The following is a 19965-nucleotide window of genomic DNA, read 5'->3' as shown; positions in this document are numbered from 1 at the left end:
CGCGGCGGCCCCGCCCAGCACGACCCACGGTCAGGGCGCCCGCAGGCGCCGCACCGCCGCCTCGGACCGGCCCGCCATCGGCGTCTCCACCGGATCCGCCCGCTGGCGGCCCGCCACCGGCTCCTCGGCCCAGTGGCCGGCCGTGACACCGGTCTTCGACCCGGACCGACGGCCCTGAACCACCCCGGCCCAGGGCATGCCCGGTCGCAGGCGCAGAGTCGGCGGGCCTACTCTGCAGACATGACAAAGGCAGATCAACCGGCGTCCAAAAGCGTCGAGTTGCAAGCTGCGTACTCGTGTTCAACGAGCAACGCATCTGTGAAACAAGCCGAGTTGAGTCACAAGAGATCCGGAATCCGATCTCGTCATTCGAAACTCGCTCAAGAATCACTTGAGTTGAGCCAGTACTTCCACTTGAGGGCAGTTGTCGGTCCGTATCGCCCGTCGATAGCGTTCCAGCTGCTCGAAGGCACGGGTCTGCTTGCGCCGCGGCAGGCCACCTCGACCGTCGACCGTTCGTCGGCCGGTCGGGATGTGCCGGTGACGGCCGAGCGGCGAGGGGAGGGTGCGCGGGTATGAGCACGACCGAAACAGTGCCACCGGATGCTCGCACCGAGGCGCCCAAGGGCGAGCGCCTCGCCGACTGGACGGACGGGCGGCTCGGGGTCTACAACTTCCGGTTCCTGATCCGGAAGGTGTTTCCCGAGCACTGGTCCTTCATGTTCGGGGAGATCGCGCTCTACAGCTTCGTCATCCTGCTCCTGACCGGGATCTGGCTGACGTTCTTCTTCAACCCCGGCATGTCGGAGACGGTCTACCACGGCTCGTACGTGCCGCTCCAGGGCATCCGGATGTCGCAGGCATACGGCTCCGCCGTGCACATCAGCTTCGACGTCCGCGGCGGTCTGTTCATCCGCCAGCTGCACCACTGGGCGGCCCTGACCATGATCGGTGCGCTGTGCCTGCACATGCTGCGGCACTTCCTCACCGGCTCGTTCCGCAAGCCGCGCGAGGTCAACTGGCTGTTCGGCTTCACGCTGCTGGTCATGGTCACCCTGGAGGGATTCGTCGGGTACTCGCTCCCCGACGACCTGCTCTCCGGCACCGGCCTGCGCATCGCCGAGGGCGTCACGCTGGCCATCCCGCTGGTCGGAACGTACCTGACGATGTTCCTGTTCGGCGGCCAGTTCCCCGGCCACGACGTGATCGGCCGGTTCTACAGCTTCCACATCCTGCTCATCCCGGGCATCGTCGTGGCGCTGCTGACCGTCCACCTGATCCTGGTCGTCTACCACAAGCACACCCAGTTCCGGGGTGTGGCCCGCACCGAGGACAACGTCGTCGGCCAGCCGCTGTTCCCGCACTACACGGCCAAGGCCGGCGGCTTCTTCTTCATCATCGCCGGGACGCTCTCGCTGATGGCGGGCATCGCGCAGATCAACCCGATCTGGCTGTTCGGCCCCTACCGCCCCGACCAGATCTCCCAGGGCTCGCAGCCCGACTGGTACATGGGCTTCCTCGAAGGCGCCCTGCGGGCCATGCCGTCCTGGGAGTTCGTCGTCGCGGGCCACACGATCAACCTCGGTGTCCTGCTTCCCGCCGTCGTCCTGCCCACGCTGATGATGGCGGTGATGGCCCTGTGGCCGTTCCTTGAGGCATGGGTCACCGGTGACCGCAGCGAGCACCACCTCCTGGACAAGCCGCGGGACCATCCCACGCGGACGGCGTTCGGCATCGCCTTCGTCTCCCTCTACCTGGTGCTGTTCTTCGGCGGCGCCAACGACGTCCTGGCCGAGAAGTTCCACCTGTCGCTGAACCAGATCACCTGGTCCGTGCGGATCTGCTTCTTCGTGGTCCCGGCGGTGGTGTACTTCGTCACCCGGCGGATCTGTCTGGCTCTGCAACGGCGCGACCGCGACAAGCTGCTGCACGGCCGCGAGACCGGACGCATCCGCCGGCTGCCGCACGGCGAGTTCATCGAGGTGCACGCACGCCTGGACCGCGAGCGCGAGTACACGCTCCTGACCCGCCAGGCGTACGAGCCCCTGCCGGCGCCTCTCACGGACCCCGACGGGACACCCGACCCGGACCGCCGCAAGAAGGTGCTGCGCTACCGCCTCAGCCGCTGGCTGTACGGCAACCAGATCGCGAAGCCGACCGAGGAGCAGATGCGGGAGGCCGTGTCCCACCTCGCCCACGCGGGCGGCCACGCCGCCCTCAACGGCTCGGCCAACGGCCACGGTCCCGCGGGTGGCCGGGTCTCCGCGAACGGCCACGGCTCCGCGAACGGCCACGGCTCCGCAGACGGCCGCGCGGGCATCGGCGCCCAGCGCTCCGCCACCGAGGGACGGGAGCCGGACCAGGAACTGCTCTGACCCGGCGGTACGACGCACAGGGCCGGGCGGGAGACGAGTGGCGCGGGCGATCAGGGGACGGTCGCCCGCGCCGCTGTCGTTCCCGGCTCCCACCGGCGTACGGCCCGACCGACGCAGGGAGACACCATGAGCAGGGCCCTCCGGCGCCGGGGCACACCCCCGGCCGAGTCCATCACCCGCGCCCGCACCGGCCTCAGCCACGACGTGCGCGGCCGCCAGCGCCGCTACCTCATGGCGATGCTGGTGCGCACCGCCTGCGTGGTGCTGATGGCCGCGACATGGAACCACTGGCCGGTCGTGGCCGGCTGCGCCCTGGCCGGCGCGGTCGTCATCCCGTACGTCGCCGTGGTCGTGGCCCAGGCCCATTGGGGGCGCCAGCGGGGGGTCCGCCACGCGGTACGCGTGGTCCGGCCCGAACCCGCCCCGGCCCGCGTCGTGCTCGAAGGAACCCTGATCCTGCCGCCGGAGCGGGACAAGGCGGCCTGAGGAACACCAGCGGGCCTTCCCGGCCCGAGCCCGTCGCCCGCCTTTGCCCCGAGCCGCCCCAGCCGTGTCCCGGCAGTTGTTGTCGCGCAACTAGTGGTCACCGGCGGACAGTTCATTCATACCCGTCTGTTCTGGACAGTGGAGGCATGATCCAGGGAGGCGGGGCAGTGCTTCTGAACCGAGAGGCGCAGTTGAGCGGACTGGAGGCCGCGCTGGCGCGTTGCGGCGGCGGCGAAACGGTGGTCGCCCTCATCGAGGGGGCAGCCGGATGCGGCAAGACGTCGCTGCTGTCGCGCCTGGAGCAGCACGCACGGCGCAGCGGGGCGCTCGTCCTGCACGCCGCCGGGTCCGCCGAGGCGACAGGGCTCCGGCACGGCGTACTGCGGCAGTTGCTGCACGGGCTGCCGCGTCGTCCCGTGCCCTCCCAGGACCCGCGCCAGGACCCGAACCAGGACCCGCCCCTGCCGTCCCTCCAGGAGTTCGCCGACGCGCTGCGGGAGGCCGCCGAGGACACCACCGTCGTGGTCTGCGTGGATGATCTGCAGGCGACCGACGGGCCGTCCCTGGCCTATCTGCTGCATCTGAGCAGCACGGTGTCCGACGCGCCGCTGCTCCTCGCGCTGGGGCGTACGTGCGGAGCCGACGGCCCGGCCGGGCCCGAGGCCCACACCGAGCTCCTGCGGCACGACGGGTTCGTCCGGTTGAGGGTGGGCCGCCTCGACGCGCGGGGGAGCGCGGAACTGCTGGCCCGCGCCAGTGGCGGCCGGATGCCCGCTGAACAGGCGCTCCGGCTCCACCGGATCACCGGGGGCAATCCCCTCCTGCTCAAGGCGGCGCTGTCCGAGCACCTGGCGTCGGGCCCGGACGCCGGTGCCGGCAAGCGGCCGGAGCTCGCGAGCGACGGCCCGTTCGCGCAGGCAGCGGCCACTTGTCTGCGGCGCGGCGGGGCACCGGCGCGTACCGCCGCCGTCGCCCTCGCCGTCCTGGGCGAGGACGCCACCGGTGAGCGAGTCGCCGCTCTCGCCAGGATGACACCGTCCGGTGTGGGCGAAGCGCTGGACGTGCTGGACGAGACCGGACTGAGTTCGGGCTTGCGGCTGCGGCACCCGGCCCTCGCCGCCGCGGTGCTCGGCGCCATGGAACCCGACGAGCGCGCCGATTGGCATCTGCGGGCCGCTCGGATACTGCACGAGTGCGGGGAGAAGGCGGGCGCCGTCGCCCACCAGCTGCTGCGCGCGCGGCAGTCGCCCGAGAAGGAAAAGCGCCTCGGTCTTGGCTGGGCGGCGCCCGTGCTGGCCGAAGCCGCCCGGCAGGCGCTCCTCGACGACGACAGTGGCTACGCCGTCGACTGTCTGACCCTCGCGGCCCGGGTGAGCCGGGAGCCCGCCGAGCGTCATCGCATCGCCCTGTGGCTCGCCTCCGTGGTACGGCGCACCGACCCGTCCGCGGCCGAGCGTCACCTCGCCGAGCCGCTGGCCGCGCTGCGCGCGGGCGAGTTGCCGCAGGACGCGTGCGGGCTCCTGGCCCGGCTCCTGCTCACCCAGGGCCGGATCGGGCAGGCTGCCGAGGCGCTGGAGCAGGCCGAACGACAGCGCGCCGCGGGCGCGCCGGGGGAGGACCCGCTGCGCGCACTGCTCGCACCCCCCGCCGCGGCGGATGGACAGGCTGTCCTGGGCACGTCGTCCGCGCGGGGCGCTTGTGCCGCGACGGTGGCGCGGGTCGCCGACACCCTGTGGCTGCCGGCGTTGCGCGGCGACGGCGAGAGCGCGGTGGAACTGCCGCTCAAGGACACCCCGCTGACCCACAGCACCTTCGACCTCCTCGTGCAGGCCCTGCGCGCCCTGGTGCACGACGACCGCGGCGACCGGGCCGTGGTGTGGTGTCAGAAGCTGCAGGCCGAGGCCGACCGGGGCAGGGCCCCGGGGTGGTACGCCTCGCTGGGACTGCTGCACGCCCAAGCCCTGCTGCGCCTGGGCGACTTGAGGGGGGCGCGGCGCGAAGCGGCTGCCGCCGCCACCGCTGGGGAGGGCCGTGCCGGTCTTCTCCTGTTCGGGATCCTGGCGGCCGAGATCACCGCCCTGTCCGCGATGGGCCACTACGACGAGGCCGCGCGACGCCTCGAACCGCCCGCACCGCGGGAACTGTTCACCAGCGTGTACGCCCTGGACCACCTGCGGGCCCGCGGGCTCTACTACCTGGCGACCCACCGCTACCACGCCGCGCTCGCGGAGTTCCTGGATGCCGGGGAGCTCGCGCGGAGCTGGGCCCTGGACCGGCCGCGGCAGCTGCCGTGGCGCACGGACGCCGCCCAGGCGCTGGTGCGGCTGGGCGCACACCGGCGAGCGGAACGCCTGGTGAACGAGCAACTGGCCCTGCCGGACGCGCGCGGCCCCCGGGTGCGCGGCGTGAGCCTGCGGGTCCTCGCGGCCACCGCGCCGCCCGCCGAGCGCCCCCGGCTGCTCAGCAGCGCCGTGAAGGAGCTGCGCGACTGCGGCGACCGGTTGGAGCACGCCCTGGCCCTGGCTGACCTCGCTCGCGCCCTGCAGCTCGTGGGGGAGGGCAGGCGGGCCGGGACCATCGCCCGGCGCGCATGGCAACTGGCGGCCGACTGCGGCGCGGAGGCACTGTGCGAGCGGATCCTGCCCGGACACGGACACGGACACGGGAAGGGAGACAAGCAGGGAGACGGGCACGGGCCCGCAGACCGACACGGGCCCGCAGACGGGCACGGGCCCGCAGACCGACACGGGCCCGCAGACGGGAACCGGCCCGCAGACCGGCACGGTGATCGCCGCGCCATGGCCCAGCGCCCCGCGGCCCCGGCGGAGGAGCCCGTCCGGCAGCTCACCGACTCCGAGCGTCGCGTCGCCTCGCTCGCCGCCCTCGGCTACACCAACCGGGAGATCTCCGCGAAGCTGTACATCACCGTGAGTACCGTCGAGCAGCACCTGACCTGCGTCTACCGGAAGTTGAACATCTCCCGCCGACACGAGCTCCCGATGGACCTGCGCCTGGACGACGCCGAGCGGCGCGCGCGGCACGAAGCGCCCTGCACCCGCGGGTCCGCGTGAGCGCGGTCGCCTCCGGGGTGCGGCCACGGGTTGACGTGGTGCGCCGTCAACCGGCCGTGGCCTCGGCCGACGTCCTCCCCGGTGACGGTGGGGTCACGGGGCTCACGGCGAAGGCGCGCCACACGCCGGGGCGGACCTCGGCCCACTCGGGGTGCGGCGCCGCGCCGTCCAGGCGGTCCAGACAGCGCCGGGTGTACGCCTCGAGACGACGGTCGCCGAGGACTCCCGCGAGGGCCAGACACTCCTGGAAGTGCCGGCGTGCCGTGCCGGTGCTTCGTGCCTCCTGGGCGAGCAGGGCGAGCACGCGGCGGGACTCGTAACAGCCGCGGACGTCCTGCGGCGCCTCTTCGAGGGTGGCGGTGACGAGCCGGGCGGCCTGTTCGCCGCCACCCGCCTCCAGGTGGACGTCCGCGAGTCCCGCGAGCGCGCGGCCGCGCTCGGCAGTGGCCGAGGGGCCGCACGCGTCCAGGGCACGCTCGTAGAACGCGCGGGCGTCGTCCGGGCGACGGCGCTGCCAGGCCAGGTCGCCCAGGGAGCGAAGGAGCCGGGCGCGCGCCGACGCGTCGCCCAGGCGCTCGGCCGCGTCGAGGGCCAGGGAGTGGGTGTGCCGCCAGGGTTCCCATGCGGCGAGAGCCTCGAAGAAGACGGTCATCGAGTCGACCAGGCGTACGGTCTGTGCCCAAAGGCCCGCCTCGAAGGTCTGCTCGACCAGGCTGACCAGGGATTCCTCGCGGCGCGTGAACCAGTCGAGCGGGTGCAGGCCGTCCATGCGGGCCACGCGCTGCGCCGTCTCGGCCCGGTCGGCCGCGGCGGCGCTGAGCCGGGAGAGAGCCGCGCGGACCCACAGGGCCGGTTCCTCCGCCCGGCGCCGGTCGGCGGCCAACAGGCGCAGCAGCACCGGGAAGTGGTAGCCGCGGCCTTCCGGGTGCGGGCTCAGCAGCCCCGCCGCGGTCAGGGCGGCCAGCGTGCGCTCGGCCTCCTGCGGGCGGGCGCTGAGGACCGACGCGGCGGCCGACGCGGTGAAGGGCTCCGGGGGCAGCAGGCTCAGCAGCCGTGCCGCGCGGCGCACCGGCTCGGGCGCGCGGTCGAACACGTCATGGAGCGCCCTGTGACAGGTGCTGTCGCTCTCGCGCAACGCGTCCAGACGTGTCGCCTCGGGACGCAGCCGGGCGGCGAGTTCGCCCGGACTCAGGTGCGGGTGGGTGGCCAGGTGGGCGGCGACGCCGCGCAGTGCCGCGGGCCAGCGCCCGCACAGCTCGGCCAGTTCGGACAGGAAGTCCTCGGGCCGCTCGTCGACCAGCGCGTCCGGCCCGGCCAAGACGTCCGGCTCGGCCTGCTCGCCGTCCTGGTGTTCGCCCGACGGGCCTGCCGCCCGCGGGGACGGGGAGTCGGCGGGCACCGCGGCGAGCGGCTGCCCGGCGGCGCACAGCAACTGCCGGGCGTCCGTCGGCGACAGGGCGTCGAGGGGCAGCGCGTGACCGCCCAGCCCCGGCAGTGCGGGACGACACGTGATCAGAGCGGCGCAGCCGCTCGCGAGGGGCAGCAGAGGGCGTACCTGGGCGGCATCAGCGACGCCGTCGAGGATCAGGAGCACACACCGTCCGTCGGTCGAGGCCCGTATCAGGCTCAGCAGTTCGTCGGCGGAGTGGGGCAGTTCGCCGGTGCCGCCGAGCGCGCGCGCCACCCGCGTCAGAACCTGCGTGGGCCCGAGCACGGTGCCGTCGCCGGAATCGAGGGACACCAGGGCGCGGCCGTCGGGGAACACGTCGTGGAGGCGGTGGGCCGCGGCCACGGCGAGCGCCGTCTTGCCGACGCCCGCGGGGCCGCTCACCTGGGCGCAGCCGCCGGGCAGGTCGCGCAGCCAGCCCACCAGCCGCTCGATCTGCGCCTCGCGCCCGGTGAACAGCGGATCCACGGAGGGGAGACGATCGACGGACGCGGCGCGGCTCGCGGAGGCCGTGGCCACCGCCGCGGGCCGGCGGGCCGCCCGCTGCCCCGAGGGCGACAGCAGGCTCACGTCGCCGGTCAGTATGCGGCTGTGCAACTGCTGCAGGCGCCTGCCCGGCTCGATGGCCAGCTCGTCGACGAGAGTGCGGCGCAGCTTGCTGAAGGTGCGCAGCGCGTCGGCCTGGCGCCCGGTGCGGTACAGGGCGACCATCAGATGGGCGTGGAACTCCTCGTGCATCGGCAACTCGTCGGTGAGCGACTGTAGTTCACCGAGCAGCTCCTGGTGGTGGCCGAGCTGGAGCTCGGCCCGCATCCGCTGTTCCAGGGCGGCGTTGCGCACCTCGGTGAGCCGCACGGCCATGTTGTGCAGGAGGCTGCCGTGCGGGGTGTCGGACAGCAGCGGGCCGCGCCACAGGGCCAGGGCCCTGCGCTGCAGGTCGGCGGCGCCCGCCGCGTCGCCGTGCTCCATCGCCTCACGCCCGTCGCGGTGCAGCTTCTCGAAGACGGCGAGGTCCAGCTGGTCGGGGTCGACGCGCAGCAGATAGCCGGGGGGACGGGTCAGCAGTGCCTCGCGCCCGAACTCCGGTTCCACGTCGCCGAGGAGCTTGCGCAGCTGCGACACGTAGACCTGCAGGGTGGTCATGGCGGTGCGCGGAGGGTCCTCGCCCCACAGTTCGTCGATGAGGCCGTCCACCGAGACCACTTCGTTGGAGCGCACCAGGAGCGTCGCGAGCACCACGCGGACCTTGGCGGCGCTCGGTGTCACCGTCCTGGCGTCAGCCGCTGTGTTCACCTCCAGCGGGCCAAGCACTCTGAATCGCATACGGCTCCCGCCTCGTTGGTTGGCGCGGCCCGGGGACATGCTCCCCAAGGCACCGGACCTGGCGGGCGGGTGCGCGGCGTGAGAGTGCGCAGGCACAGCGCCCCAGGCCCCCCGGGCGCATTGCGGGGCCCACCATAGAGTCGGCGCCACCCCGATTTCGGACAGGCCCACCCCTGAGTCGACCCGCGGCGCGAGCGGTCGGACACGGGTGCGGTCGGCAAACGGGGACCTTTCGCGCACACCGGCCGCAAGGTTCTCTTTAGCCCAGCGGTCAACGATGCCAGACGTCGGCGCGGGCGTGGATGCTGTGGTGCCCGGCCGCCGTCCCGAGCGTGCCGAGGGGGCTGACGTTGACCGACATGTTTTCCACGTTCACGGAGTGCGTCGTCGAACAGGGGCGTGCGCTCGCCCATCAGGACGCCCACGTCTTCGTGCCGGACGACCAGAGTCAGGAGGCCCAGCACCTCACCTACGCCGGGCTCGACGCGGCGGCGCGCACCATCGCGGTGCGCCTGGCCCGGCGCGGCGCCCGGGGCCGCCCGGTGCTGTTGCTGTACCCGTCGGGGCAGGAGTTCCTCAGGGCCTTCTTGGGATGCCTGTACGCGGGTGCGATCGCGGTTCCCGCCCCCTTGCCTCACCAGCGCCAGGAGCGGCTGCGCCGGGTGACGGGCATCATCCGGGACACCGGCGCCGAACTGATCCTGACCGACTCCGCCAACGCGCCCGAGGTCTCGCTGTGGCTCGCCATGTCCGGCCGCGGGAGCGCGGTGTGCCTGGCCACCGACACCGACGAGGGCGTCGACCCCGGGCAGTGGACCATGCCCGACCTGCGTCCGGACGACCTGGCGTTCCTCCAGTACACCTCCGGATCGACCTCGCAGCCGCGGGGCGTGATGGTCTCCCACCGCAATCTCCTGGCCAACCAGCGAGCGTTCAGGCGCGTCGTGCGCTCCACGCCCCAGGACCGCTTCGTGACCTGGCTGCCGCACTACCACGACCTGGGCCTCATCGCGCACCTGCTGCACCCCCTGTGGCTCGGCGCCCTCACGGTGCAGATGCCGGCGCGGTCGTTCATCAAGCGCCCGGTGCGCTGGCTGAGCACCATCGACGCCTACGGGGCGACGATCGCGAGCGGGCCGAACTTCGCGTACGACCTGTGCGTCCGGCGCGTCACCGATGAGCAGGCCGAGGGCCTGGACCTGTCGCGCTGGCGCGTCGCCCTCAACGGTGCCGAGCCGATCCGTCCCGAGACCCTGGACGCCTTCGCGGCGCGCTTCGCGCCCTGCGGCCTTCGCCCCGAGGCGGTGTTCCCCGCCTACGGGCTCGCCGAGTCGACGCTGTGTGTCAGCGGCGGCGTGCCCGGCAGCCCCTGGCGGCGGCGCACCGTCGACGTCGAAGGGCTCGAGCACAACGAGCTGCGGCCGCCGCGGCCCGGCGCGCCGGCGCGGGAGCTGGTCAGCAGCGGCACCGCGGACGAGTACGAGGTGCGGATCGTGGACGACGCGCGGCGCGAGGTGGCGCCCGGCCACGTCGGTGAGATCTGGCTGCGCGGCGACAGCGTCGCCCAGGGCTACTGGCGGCAGGCGCAGGAGAGCGCCCTCACCTTCCAGGCCAGGCTCCCGGGAGCGCAGGGCACGTTCCTGCGCACCGGTGACCTCGGAGCGCTCGTCGACGGTCAGCTGTACGTCACCGGGCGGCTCAAGGAAGTCATCATCCTCAACGGCCGCAACCTCTACCCGCAGGACGTCGAGTGGGCGACGCGCGAGGTGTCCAGCGCGCTCGGCTCGGGGCGCGGCGCCGTGTTCACCGTGCACGCCGGACACGAACAGCTCGTCCTGGTGCACGAGGTGCGCGCCGAGAGCGCCGACTGGGAGCGGCTGCGTGCCCTGGCCCGCCGCGTGCAGACCGCCATCGGCAAGGAGTTCGAGGTACCCGCGAGCAATGTCGTGCTGGTTCGGCCCGGCACGGTGCACCGCACCACCAGCGGCAAGATCCAGCGGAGCCTGATGCGCAGACTGTTCCTCAGCGGTGAACTCACCGGACTGTACGAGGTGCTGGACCCTGCCGTGCGCACGATGATCAGGCCGGGGCAGGCCCTGCTGGGCGACGAGCTCCTGGGCGGCGGTGCCGACGACCCGGTGTCCCGGGGTGCCGCCAAGTGAGCCAGGCCCTGCTTTCGACGGCGCCGCTCGAAGCGCAGGCGGCGGGCCGCCGGGCCGCCACCGTCGAGCGGATGCTCGGCGACCCGGCCGACAGGGCCAACCCCGCCGGCCACCGCAGACTGCTCGCCGCCGACCGGGCCGCCACCGTGTGCGAGGGAGCCGAGGACGTCCTCGACTCCTTCGGCATGAACGCCGAGTTCGTGCCCCGCGCGCTCGGCGGCCGCTTCGACTCCTGCGAGTCCCTGCTGCGCGTGATGCGCCCCGTCTGGCGTCGCGACGTGGGCCTTGGCATGGGGTACGGCATGACGACGTTCATGGCCGCCTCCGACGTGTGGATGCGGGGCACCCCCGACCAGCAGCGCCGGCTGGCACGGCTGCTGCTGACCGGCTCCAAGGCGGCCATGGCGCAGCACGAGACCGCGCACACCAACGACTTCGTCCGCAGCCAGGTGCGGCTCGCCGCGGGCGACAGGGAGCTGAGGATCACCGGCGCGAAACCCGTCATCAACAATCTCCAGCGGGCCGACGCACTCGTGCTGTTCGGCCGCGGCGCGCCGGACGGCGACGGGCTGTCCACGGTCCTTCTCGACCCTCGCGGGCTGCCCGCCGACCGCTTCCGGATCACCCGCCGCCCGCCCGCGGACTCCGTGGGACTGCGCGGCTACTTCTGGGCCGGGGCGCGCTTCACGGACTGCCCGGTGCCCCGCGAAGCGCTCCTCGGTCCGCCCGGCGGCGGCGTCGTCACCGCGGAGCGCTCCTTCCAGCTCAGCCGGACCCTGATGGCGGCCCTGGTGCTGGCCGCCGTCGACAGCAGCCTGCGCACCGCCGTCCTCGTCGAGCGGACCCGTGCCCCGGGTGCCGCCGCCGACCCGCAGAACACCGCCACCACGCTCACCAAGGCGTTCGTCAACCTGCTCCTGTACGACAGCCTCGCGGTGGTCGCCACACGGGCGCTGCACCTGCTGCCCACCGAGACCAGTGTGTACTCGGCGGCCATCAAGTCGCTCCTGCCGAAGGTCCTTCGGGACACCACCTACGACCTGGCCACCGTGCTCGGCTCCCAGCTGTACGCCCGCGACGGCACCGTCGGCGTGTTCCAGAAGATCGTGCGGGACGTGCCGATCATCAGCCTCGGCCACGCGGGCACCGTCGCCTGCCAGACCACGATCATCCCGCAGCTCACCACGCTGGCCCGCACCTCCTGGTTCAAGAGCGAGGAGGCGCCCGCGGCGCTGTTCAGACCCGCGGAGCCGCTGCCCCCCTTCTCGTACGGGGCGCTGGCCACGGCCGGCGGCCGGGACAGCCTCAGCGCCTCCCTGCTCGCCACGGCCGCGTCGCTGCCGGGCGGTTCCGTGGGGGAGCGGACCCTGCGGGCGCTCGCCCAACGGTTCGTGGCCGAACTGCGCGATCTGCGGGGCCGGGTGCTCGCCCTTCAGCCGCCGGGCGCGCCGGGCGCGCGGACCACGGCGTGGTTCGCCCTCACCGACCGATACGTCCTCGTCCTCGCCGCCGCCGCGGTGCTCGGCGTGTGGCGTGCCAGCGACGGGCTGCGCGACCCGTTCCTCGCCGACCCGGCGTGGGCGGCGTGCGCGCTGCACCGCATCGCGGAGCGCCTGGGCATCAGGGACGTCGACCTGCCGCCCCAGCTGGCCGCCCGCGTCCACCAGGAGGTCCTCGCCCGCTTCGGGGACGGGCACGGCTTCGACCTCTACAACACCCCGCTGCCGCACTGAACCGCACACCCAAGGAGTCGCACTCATGGCACAGCTCGACCCGCCGCGCCCTGCGGCAGCCAGTCGGCCTCGCCCCGGGGCCCGCCAAGGGGCCGGGCACTCATGACCGGCGCCGTCGCCGTCGTCGGACTCGACTGCGCCTTCGCGACCGCGACCGGAGTCGACGCGTACTGGGACCTGCTGATGCGCGGCGGCGACGCGATCGGCCCGCTGCCCCGCCGGCGCTGGCAGGGCCCCGGCTTCGACGGCCGCGTCCAGGGCGGTTTCCTCGCCGACCCCGATGTCTTCGACCACGCCTTCTTCTCCGTGCCGCCGCGCGAGGCGGCCGCCATGGACCCGCAGCAGCGCCTGCTGCTGCAGAGCGCCTGGCGGGCCCTTGAGGACTCGGGGCGCGCACCGGGGACGCTGGCCGGCAGCGACACCGGGGTGTTCGTCGGCACCATGAGCAGCGAGTGGGCGCAGCTGCACATGGGCAACTACGCTCGGGTCAGCCCGCAGCTCGGCTCGGGCAGCGCCACCGGCATGGCGGCGAACCGCATCTCCTATCACCTCGACCTCAAGGGCCCGAGCCTCGCGGTGGACACCGCCTGCTCCTCGTCGCTGGTGGCCGTGCACCTGGCGGTCGCCTCCCTGCTGTCGGGCGAGTGCGACACCGTGCTCGCCGCGGGCGCCAACCTCGTGCTCACCCCGGCGCTCGGTCTCGTCTACCGGCAGATGGGCCTGGCCGCGCCCGACGGCCGGTGCAAGCCGTTCAGCGCCGACGCCGACGGCATCGTGCGCAGCGACGGGGTCGGCGTGGTGGTGCTGCGCCGTCTCGCGGACGCGCTCGCCGACAAACAGCGCGTCTACGCCGTGATCAAGGGGACCGCCGTCAACCAGGACGGCCGCAGCAACGGCGTGACCGCCCCCAGCCGGTGGTCGCAACGGGAGGTGATCGCCGCCGCGTACCGCAGGGCGGGCGTCACCCCCGATCAGGTGCGGTTCATCGAGGCGCACGGCACCGGCACGGTGCTCGGCGACATCATCGAGTGCGCCGCGCTCGGCGAGGTGCACGCCGTACCCCGGGAACAGCCGTGCGCCATCGGCTCGGTGAAGGGCAACCTCGGCCACACCGAGGGCGCCGCCGGTATCGCCGGCCTCATCAAGGTGGCGCTCGCGCTGCACCACCGGATCGTGCCAGCGAGCCGCTTCGCGACGCGGGAGAACCCCCGGCTCAAGCTGGCCGAACGGGGCCTGAGGCTTCTCAAGTCCCCGCTGCGCCTGGAGGCCGGGCCGTCCGTGGCCGCCGTCAGCAGCTTCGGCATGGGCGGCACCAACGCGCACGCCGTCCTCGCCAGCGCCCCGCGGGTGCGGCGCGCCCCCGTCCGGCGGGGCGGTGCGGCGTCCGGCGGGGTGTTCACCGTCTCCGCCGACACCCCGGGGGGCCTGCGCCGCAACCTCCTCACGCACGCGGACGCCGTCGCGCGCCGCCCGCGCGGGGACGCCGCGGCCCTGTGCTGGTCCAGCAACCGAGTCAAGACGGGACTGACCTACCGGGCCGCGTTCACCGTCCGCGACACGGGTGAGCTCGCCGCCGCCCTGCGCACGGCCGCCGCCGACGAGCGCCTGGCCGAGGGTGTCGCCGACCGCGCCTGGCGCCCGCCGGTCATCGGGTTCCTCTTCACCGGACAGGGCGTCCAGGAGCCGGGCATGTCGGCGGGCCTGTACGGGACGTCGCCGCTGTACCGAAGCCACCTGGACGCCGTCGACGCCGCACTCTCGGGTGAACTCGGCATCTCGATCAAGGAGCTGATCCTCTCCGGCAGCACGGACGTCCACCGCACCCTCTGGGCGCAGCCCGCCCTGTTCGCCGTCCAGTACGCGCTGGCGGGGACCCTGGGCGAACTCGGCGTCGCCCCCGACGTGGTCATCGGGCACAGCCTCGGGGAGATCGCCGCCGCCACCGTCGCGGGCGCCCTGAGCCTCACGGACGCGGCCCGTCTGGTCGCGGCGCGCGGCCGCTGCATGGACGAACTGCCCGCGGGCGGCGGCATGCTGGCGGTGGGTGCCGCCGCGAGTGAGCTCGCCGCCCTGCTCACGGACGCGCCGGGAGTGGTCGTCGCCGCCGTCAACGGGCCCGCCGACACCGTTGTATCCGGCCCGCGTGACGCGCTCGACGCGCTCGCCCGACGCCTGGCGGGACAGGGCGTGCGGGCGCGCCACCTGCACGTCTCGCACGCCTTCCACTCCCCGCTGATGGCCCCGGCCCTGGACCGCTTCACCGACGCCGCCGCCCGGCTGACCTACCGGGCGCCGGAGGTGCCGGTCGCCTCCACCCGCTACGGCCGCCTGCTCGCCGACGAGCCGATGGACGCCGCCTACTTCCGCGACCAGGCCGTCGAGCCGGTGCTCTTCGCCGACGCGTTCGCCGCGATGATCGCCGACCTCGCACCGACCGCGCTCGTCGAGATCGGCCCCCGGCCTCAGCTCCTCACGCTCGCGGCCCGCGCCGAACTGCCCGACGGCGTCCCGCTCATCCACCCCGCCCCCGGAACGGCGGCCACCGTACGGGACCTGGCCGAGGCGCTCGCCGTGCTGTACCGCTCAGGACTGGAGCCGCGCTGGGACGGCCTGTACCCGCCCGAACAGCGGCGCCACGAACGCCTCGTCCCGTACCAGTTCTCCACCGACAGCCGCTTCTGGCGCAGCCCCGCACAGCCGTCCACGGCGCCGCACGAGCAGGACGCGCCACCCGCGGCGGACGCCACCGCCGCACGGGAGGACCCCGCGAGCGGGACGCAGGCCGCGGAAGGCTCCGCGGGGTCCGGGGACACCGCCCGCTCCCCGGTGCTCGACGCCGTCATCGAAGCGGTCGTCGAGGTCGGCAAGTACCCGCCGGAACAGGTCACCGCGGTCACCCGATTCTATGAGGACCTCGGGTTCGACTCAGTGATGATCATGCAGCTCAAGGACCGGATCGAGAACCGCCTGCCGCAGGCCGACGGCATCACCGTCCCGCAACTGCTGCCCGAGCTGCGCTCGGTCGGCACACTCGCCGCGTTCCTCGGCGAGTGGATCAGCGTAGGAGCCGCGACATGACCGCCACCCCCTTCTACATCGCCGGAACCGGAGCCGCCCTGCCGGGGCAGCCGGTCGACAACGCGGCCCTCGGCAAGGCATTCGGCATCAGCGAGGAGTGGATCGACCTCTTCGTCGGCACCCGCACCCGGCACTTCGCCTGGGACCTGGCCACCGGAGAGCCCACCCACACCCTGTCCGACCTTGCCGCCGAGGCCGCCGCACACGCCCTTGCCGCGGCCGGACTCGATGCCCAGGACCTGGACTTCGCGATCCTCACCACCGCGACGCCCGACCAGCTGCTGCCCTCCACGGTCAACGACGTCGCCGACCGCCTCGGCATCGACCATCTGGCGACCTACCAGCTACAGGCCGGCTGTGTGGGGGCGGTGCAGGCCCTCGACGTGAGCCGTTCGCTGCTCGCGGCCGGGCACCGCGCCGGACTCGTTCTCGCCGGGGACGTCACGGCCCGCTTCATGGACGCCAGACGCAACGCCGTGAGCCTGCCGACCGAGGAGCTCGTCAACTACGTCCTGTTCGGTGACGGAGCGGGAGCGGCCGTGGTCACCGACGAGGCGCTCGACGACGCCGTACGGGTGTGCGGTCTCATCCACCGCTTCGTCGGGCTCGGCCGCGCCCCGGGCCAGATCGTCGACTGGAACGGCCCGGTGCGGCGCGCGCCGCACCGGCAGATGCTGCGCGAGGACTACAAGGCCATCGAGGACCACGTACCGGCCATGGCCGCCGAGATCCTCTGGGAGCTGCTCGACACCACCGGCTGGAGCCGCGAGGACGTGCAGTTCCTGCTGCCGCCCCAGCTGTCGGGCCGCATGACCGCCAGGATCACCGCCCATCTGGGGGTGCCCGAGATGCGGGAGGTGTCCTGCGTCGCCGACACCGGCAACACCGGCAACGCCCTGCCGCTGCTCCAGCTCGACCGGCTTGTCCCGCACCTCGCCCACGGCGAGCGGGCTGTGACGATCACCGTCGAGTCCAGCAAGTGGATCAAGGGAGGGCTTGCCCTGGAGAAGGCGGTGCCCTCGGGTCTCGCCGCAGCAGGCGACGCGGAAGGAGAGCCCAGCCCATGACCGCACCGCACAACCCCGGCCCGGCCCCACAGGGCGCGCACAGCCCCCTGGAGCGGCTGCGGGCACTGCGGGCCGAGGGGCGCCTGGCCGCCGACTGGCCCGCAGTGCCGCCGCTGCTCGCCGAACTCGTCGACAGCGGGGACCGGGCCGACGCCGACGTCCTCGCGGACCTGTCGGCCTGCGGGCATCTCCTCGCCACCGTGGACACCGGCGACGTCCTCGCCCGCCATCCCGACGTGCCCCTGATCACCGCGGTGATCACCGGGCACGGCACCCTTGCCCAGCTGACCGCTCCGCTCACCGCCGAACTGGCCCGGCACGGACTGCTCACCCGCCCCGTCATCGGCGAGTACGGCGCCTATCTGCGGGATCTGACCGAACCCGGAGGCGAACTCGCCGCCGTCGAAGCTGATGTGACGCTGTGCCTCCTCGACGCGGGCGCCGTCTTCGACGAGCTGCCGCTGCCCTGGGGCCCCGCTGACGTCACCGAGGCATGCGCCCGCCTCACCGACCGGATCCGTGCGATCACCACCGCCCACGCCGCATCGGGCCACGGCACCCTGGTCCTGAACACCCTGCCGCTGCTCACCGACCACCTGCGCCAGCTCGTCGACGAGCGTCGGCGCATGGAACTCGGCGCGACATGGCGGGAGTTCAACGCGCGACTGCTGCGCCTGGCCAGTGACCAGCCGCACGTCGCCGTCGTCGACCTCGACCCGCTGATCGCCGCCGGCGGACCGGTCGCCGACGCCCGGATGACCCGCTACGCCCGCGCACCCTTCGGCGTCGGACTGCTGGCCGCCTACGCCCGCGAGGTCGGCCACATCGTGCGCGCCCGGCGCGGCATGGCCAAGAAGTGCCTCGTCCTCGATCTCGACAACACCCTGTGGGGCGGCGTCCTCGGCGACGACGGGCCCCGGGGCATCGCCGTCGGAGGGGACCTGCGGGGCGAGCCCTACACGGCCCTGCAACGGGTGGTGAAGCAGCTCGCCGCGCAGGGCGTCCTGCTCGCCGTCAGCAGCAGGAACGAGCGGGACGCCGTGCTCGACGTGCTGCGCGAGCACCCCGGCATGACGCTGCGCGAGGCCGACTTCGTCCGCGTGGAAGCCAGTTGGGAGCCCAAGGACACCCATCTTGCCGCTGTCGCCGAGGCTCTCGGTATCGGAGCCGAGAGCATGGTCCTCGCCGACGACACCCCCGCCGAGCGGGCGCTGATCCGCGCGAGACTGCCCGCGGCCGCCGTGGTGGCGCTGACCGGCGAACCCGCACTGCACGTCGAGCGTCTTCTGGCCGACGGCTGGTTCACCACGCCCCGCCTGACCACCGACGACCGTGAGCGCACCGCGCGCTACCGCGACACGGCCGCCCGCCACGCGCTGCGGCAGCGCAGCGGCTCGTACGAGAGGTATCTGCGCGATCTGGGACTGCGGGTCGAGCTGGCGCCGCCGCGCCCCGACGAGTGGGCCCGTATCGCGCAACTCTCCTTGCGCACCAATCAGTTCAACCTCACCGGGGAGCGCGTCAGCGAGCAGACGGTGGCCGCGGCCGCCGCCGCGCCGGACCGGCTCGTCCTCGCCGTGCACGTCACGGACCGCTTCGGCGACAACGGGCTCGTGGGCGCGCTGCTGGCCCGCCGCGCGAGCGACGGCCTGCACCTGGACACCTTCCTGCTCAGCTGCCGCGTACTCGCCCGCGGTGTGGAACAGGGCGTGGTCGCCGCGGTGCTGCGGGCCGCGGCGGACGACGGGCTGCCCGCGGTGCACGCCCGCTACCGGCCCACGCCCAAGAACGCCCGCGCCGCCGCCTTCTACCCCTCGCTGGGGTTCTGGGCGAACGGAGCCGCGCACGGAGCCGCGCGGGGCACGCAGACCTTCCGCCATGACCTGGCCGACCTGCCCGCCGTGCCCGGGCATCTCACGCTCGACCTGCGTCTGGGGGACCCGGCTGCCAGGGCGGTGCGGGCAGCAGCATCGGCGGTACTGACGACGGACCGCGCCACGGAGGGGGCGACACATGAGTCTTCTGAGCACTGATCCGCGACTGGCGGACGTCCTGGGGCTGTTCACCGACGACCTGGGAGTCGAGGTGACGGAGCGGGACGTGGACACCGACCTCGACGAACTGCACGGCTGGGACTCCGTCAACCTGCTGCGCCTGATCATGCTCGTGGAGCAGGCCACCGGCCGACGGCTCGCACTGCCCGCGTTCCTCGAGGCACGCACCATCCGTCGCATCCACGCCCTGCTCGGGCCGGACGGCGGCGCGGAAGGTCAGCGGTGATCCTCCCCGGCCGCGCCGCCTGTCCCCAGCTCGGCGAGCCCGTCGCGGTGACGGCCACCGGCGCCGACTGGGCCCGGGTCCGGGCCGACCTGCGCCACCACGGCAGCGCCCTGGTGCACGGCCGCCTCGCCGACTGGCGCCCCGACGAGGGCGACGAGCGGGCGCTGCGCGCCGTGCTCGGACGGGACTGGGCGCGCTACCGCGACATCGCGCACGACGAGATCCGCAAGCGCTACGCCGCGTCGCGAAGCCTGCTCAAACACGCGGCGGCCGCCGCACTGCGCGCGGACGTGTCGGACGTGGAGCTGGCGTACGGCCCCACCGGGCGCCCCTCGCTGCGCGGCTGCGACCAGATCGACATCAGCCTCAGCCATACCGACGACCTCTTGCTCGTCGGTCTGACCTCGCGCGGCCTGATCGGCGTGGACGCCGAACTCGCCTCCCGGCAGCTGTACCGCAAGGGACTGGCCCAGCACATCTGTACTCCGCAGGAGCGCCGCGATCTGGAGAGGCTGCCCGACGAGGAGCGCAATCCCAGCCTGCTGCGCCTGTGGACGCTCAAGGAGGCATACAGCAAGGCGATCGGGCAGGGTATGCAGTTCCGCTTCAGCGAGTTCGGCTTCGGACCGGACGGCAAGCCCGTGCGGGTCAACCGGCCCGACGGGACGCCGGGCGTGGGCGCGGAGTGGTTCTTCCGCACCTATTCGCTCGACGTCGGGGGCGTCCTGTTCGTCGTGAGCGCCGCCGTGCACGACGCCGGGCTCGGCCGCACCCTGGACACGGAGATCACGACCATGCTCGACGCGGAGACCGTCGACGTGATCAACGCGTCGCTGCGGGACAAGGCGTGAGGTCGGGAGTGAGTGTGGGCGTGAGTGCGGGCGTGAGGTCGGGAGTGAGGTCGGGGGTGCCGCCAGGGGTGACGTCATCGCGGAACTCCGGT

General features: G+C 73.4%; 11 protein-coding genes. 10 read left to right on the top strand and 1 reads right to left on the bottom strand.

What is annotated here, in order from left to right; genetic code table 11:
* Nucleotides 1-575: 575 nt before the first annotated feature.
* The 3 genes from qcrB to OFY01_RS16805 all read left to right on the top strand — a co-directional run bounded on the left by qcrB (nucleotide 576) and on the right by OFY01_RS16805 (nucleotide 5932).
* Nucleotides 576-2375, top strand: a complete 1800-nt coding sequence (gene qcrB, locus OFY01_RS16815; RefSeq protein WP_266600709.1) for a cytochrome bc1 complex cytochrome b subunit — start codon at nucleotides 576-578, stop codon at nucleotides 2373-2375.
* 126 nt (nucleotides 2376-2501) lie between these two features.
* Nucleotides 2502-2861 (top strand): DUF3099 domain-containing protein, encoded by a 360-nt coding sequence (locus tag OFY01_RS16810; protein WP_266600707.1) that lies wholly within the window; start codon nucleotides 2502-2504, stop codon nucleotides 2859-2861.
* Nucleotides 2862-3028: 167 nt separating this feature from the next.
* The gene (locus OFY01_RS16805) at nucleotides 3029-5932 is read left to right on the top strand and encodes a helix-turn-helix transcriptional regulator (protein WP_266600705.1); all 2904 of its coding nucleotides are present in this window, start codon (nucleotides 3029-3031) and stop codon (nucleotides 5930-5932) included.
* 46 nt (nucleotides 5933-5978) lie between these two features.
* Here OFY01_RS16805 and OFY01_RS16800 read toward each other — a convergent pair whose 3' ends face one another.
* The gene (locus OFY01_RS16800) at nucleotides 5979-8672 is read right to left on the bottom strand and encodes an AfsR/SARP family transcriptional regulator (protein WP_266600704.1); all 2694 of its coding nucleotides are present in this window, start codon (nucleotides 8670-8672) and stop codon (nucleotides 5979-5981) included.
* A gap of 389 nt (nucleotides 8673-9061) precedes the next feature.
* Here OFY01_RS16800 and OFY01_RS16795 point away from each other — a divergent pair, with 389 nt between their 5' ends.
* The 7 genes from OFY01_RS16795 (at nucleotide 9062) to OFY01_RS16765 (ending at nucleotide 19873) form a co-directional block, all read left to right on the top strand.
* Complete coding sequence (locus OFY01_RS16795) at nucleotides 9062-10864, top strand: fatty acyl-AMP ligase (protein WP_266600702.1); 1803 nt, start codon at nucleotides 9062-9064, stop codon at nucleotides 10862-10864.
* On the top strand, nucleotides 10861-12597 hold the full coding sequence (locus OFY01_RS16790) for an acyl-CoA dehydrogenase (RefSeq protein ID WP_266600700.1): 1737 nt from the start codon (nucleotides 10861-10863) through the stop codon (nucleotides 12595-12597). The genes OFY01_RS16795 and OFY01_RS16790 overlap by 4 nt, the downstream gene beginning before the upstream one ends.
* 102 nt (nucleotides 12598-12699) lie before the next feature.
* A complete protein-coding gene (locus OFY01_RS16785; protein WP_266600698.1) occupies nucleotides 12700-15675 on the top strand; it encodes a type I polyketide synthase in 2976 nt (991 codons plus the stop codon).
* Nucleotides 15672-16742 (top strand): 3-oxoacyl-ACP synthase III family protein, encoded by a 1071-nt coding sequence (locus OFY01_RS16780; protein WP_266600696.1) that lies wholly within the window; start codon nucleotides 15672-15674, stop codon nucleotides 16740-16742. The genes OFY01_RS16785 and OFY01_RS16780 overlap by 4 nt, the downstream gene beginning before the upstream one ends.
* On the top strand, nucleotides 16739-18775 hold the full coding sequence (locus OFY01_RS16775; protein ID WP_266600694.1) for an HAD-IIIC family phosphatase: 2037 nt from the start codon (nucleotides 16739-16741) through the stop codon (nucleotides 18773-18775). Before OFY01_RS16780 ends, OFY01_RS16775 begins: the two co-directional genes overlap by 4 nt.
* Complete coding sequence (locus tag OFY01_RS16770) at nucleotides 18756-19022, top strand: acyl carrier protein (protein ID WP_266600692.1); 267 nt, start codon at nucleotides 18756-18758, stop codon at nucleotides 19020-19022. The genes OFY01_RS16775 and OFY01_RS16770 overlap by 20 nt, the downstream gene beginning before the upstream one ends.
* Complete coding sequence (locus OFY01_RS16765; RefSeq protein ID WP_266600690.1) at nucleotides 19019-19873, top strand: 4'-phosphopantetheinyl transferase family protein; 855 nt, start codon at nucleotides 19019-19021, stop codon at nucleotides 19871-19873. The genes OFY01_RS16770 and OFY01_RS16765 overlap by 4 nt, the downstream gene beginning before the upstream one ends.
* Nucleotides 19874-19965 lie beyond the last annotated feature (92 nt).

The sequence above is a fragment of the Streptomyces beihaiensis genome, assembly GCF_026274175.1.
Classification (GTDB): Bacteria; Actinomycetota; Actinomycetes; order Streptomycetales; family Streptomycetaceae; genus Streptomyces; species Streptomyces beihaiensis.
Note: the sequence above shows the minus strand (reverse complement) of the source record. Positions and strands in the feature narration are given on the sequence as shown.

Excerpts from the sequence above, each read along its gene's own strand:
- qcrB (WP_266600709.1), top strand. The coding sequence starts at position 576 with ATGAGCACGACCGAAACAGTGCCACCGGATGCTCGCACCGAGGCGCCC.
- OFY01_RS16810 (WP_266600707.1), top strand. The coding sequence starts at position 2,502 with ATGAGCAGGGCCCTCCGGCGCCGGGGCACACCCCCGGCCGAGTCCATC.
- OFY01_RS16795 (WP_266600702.1), top strand. The coding sequence starts at position 9,062 with ATGTTTTCCACGTTCACGGAGTGCGTCGTCGAACAGGGGCGTGCGCTC.
- OFY01_RS16785 (WP_266600698.1), top strand. The coding sequence starts at position 12,700 with ATGACCGGCGCCGTCGCCGTCGTCGGACTCGACTGCGCCTTCGCGACC.
- OFY01_RS16780 (WP_266600696.1), top strand. The coding sequence starts at position 15,672 with ATGACCGCCACCCCCTTCTACATCGCCGGAACCGGAGCCGCCCTGCCG.
- OFY01_RS16775 (WP_266600694.1), top strand. The coding sequence starts at position 16,739 with ATGACCGCACCGCACAACCCCGGCCCGGCCCCACAGGGCGCGCACAGC.
- OFY01_RS16770 (WP_266600692.1), top strand. The coding sequence starts at position 18,756 with ATGAGTCTTCTGAGCACTGATCCGCGACTGGCGGACGTCCTGGGGCTG.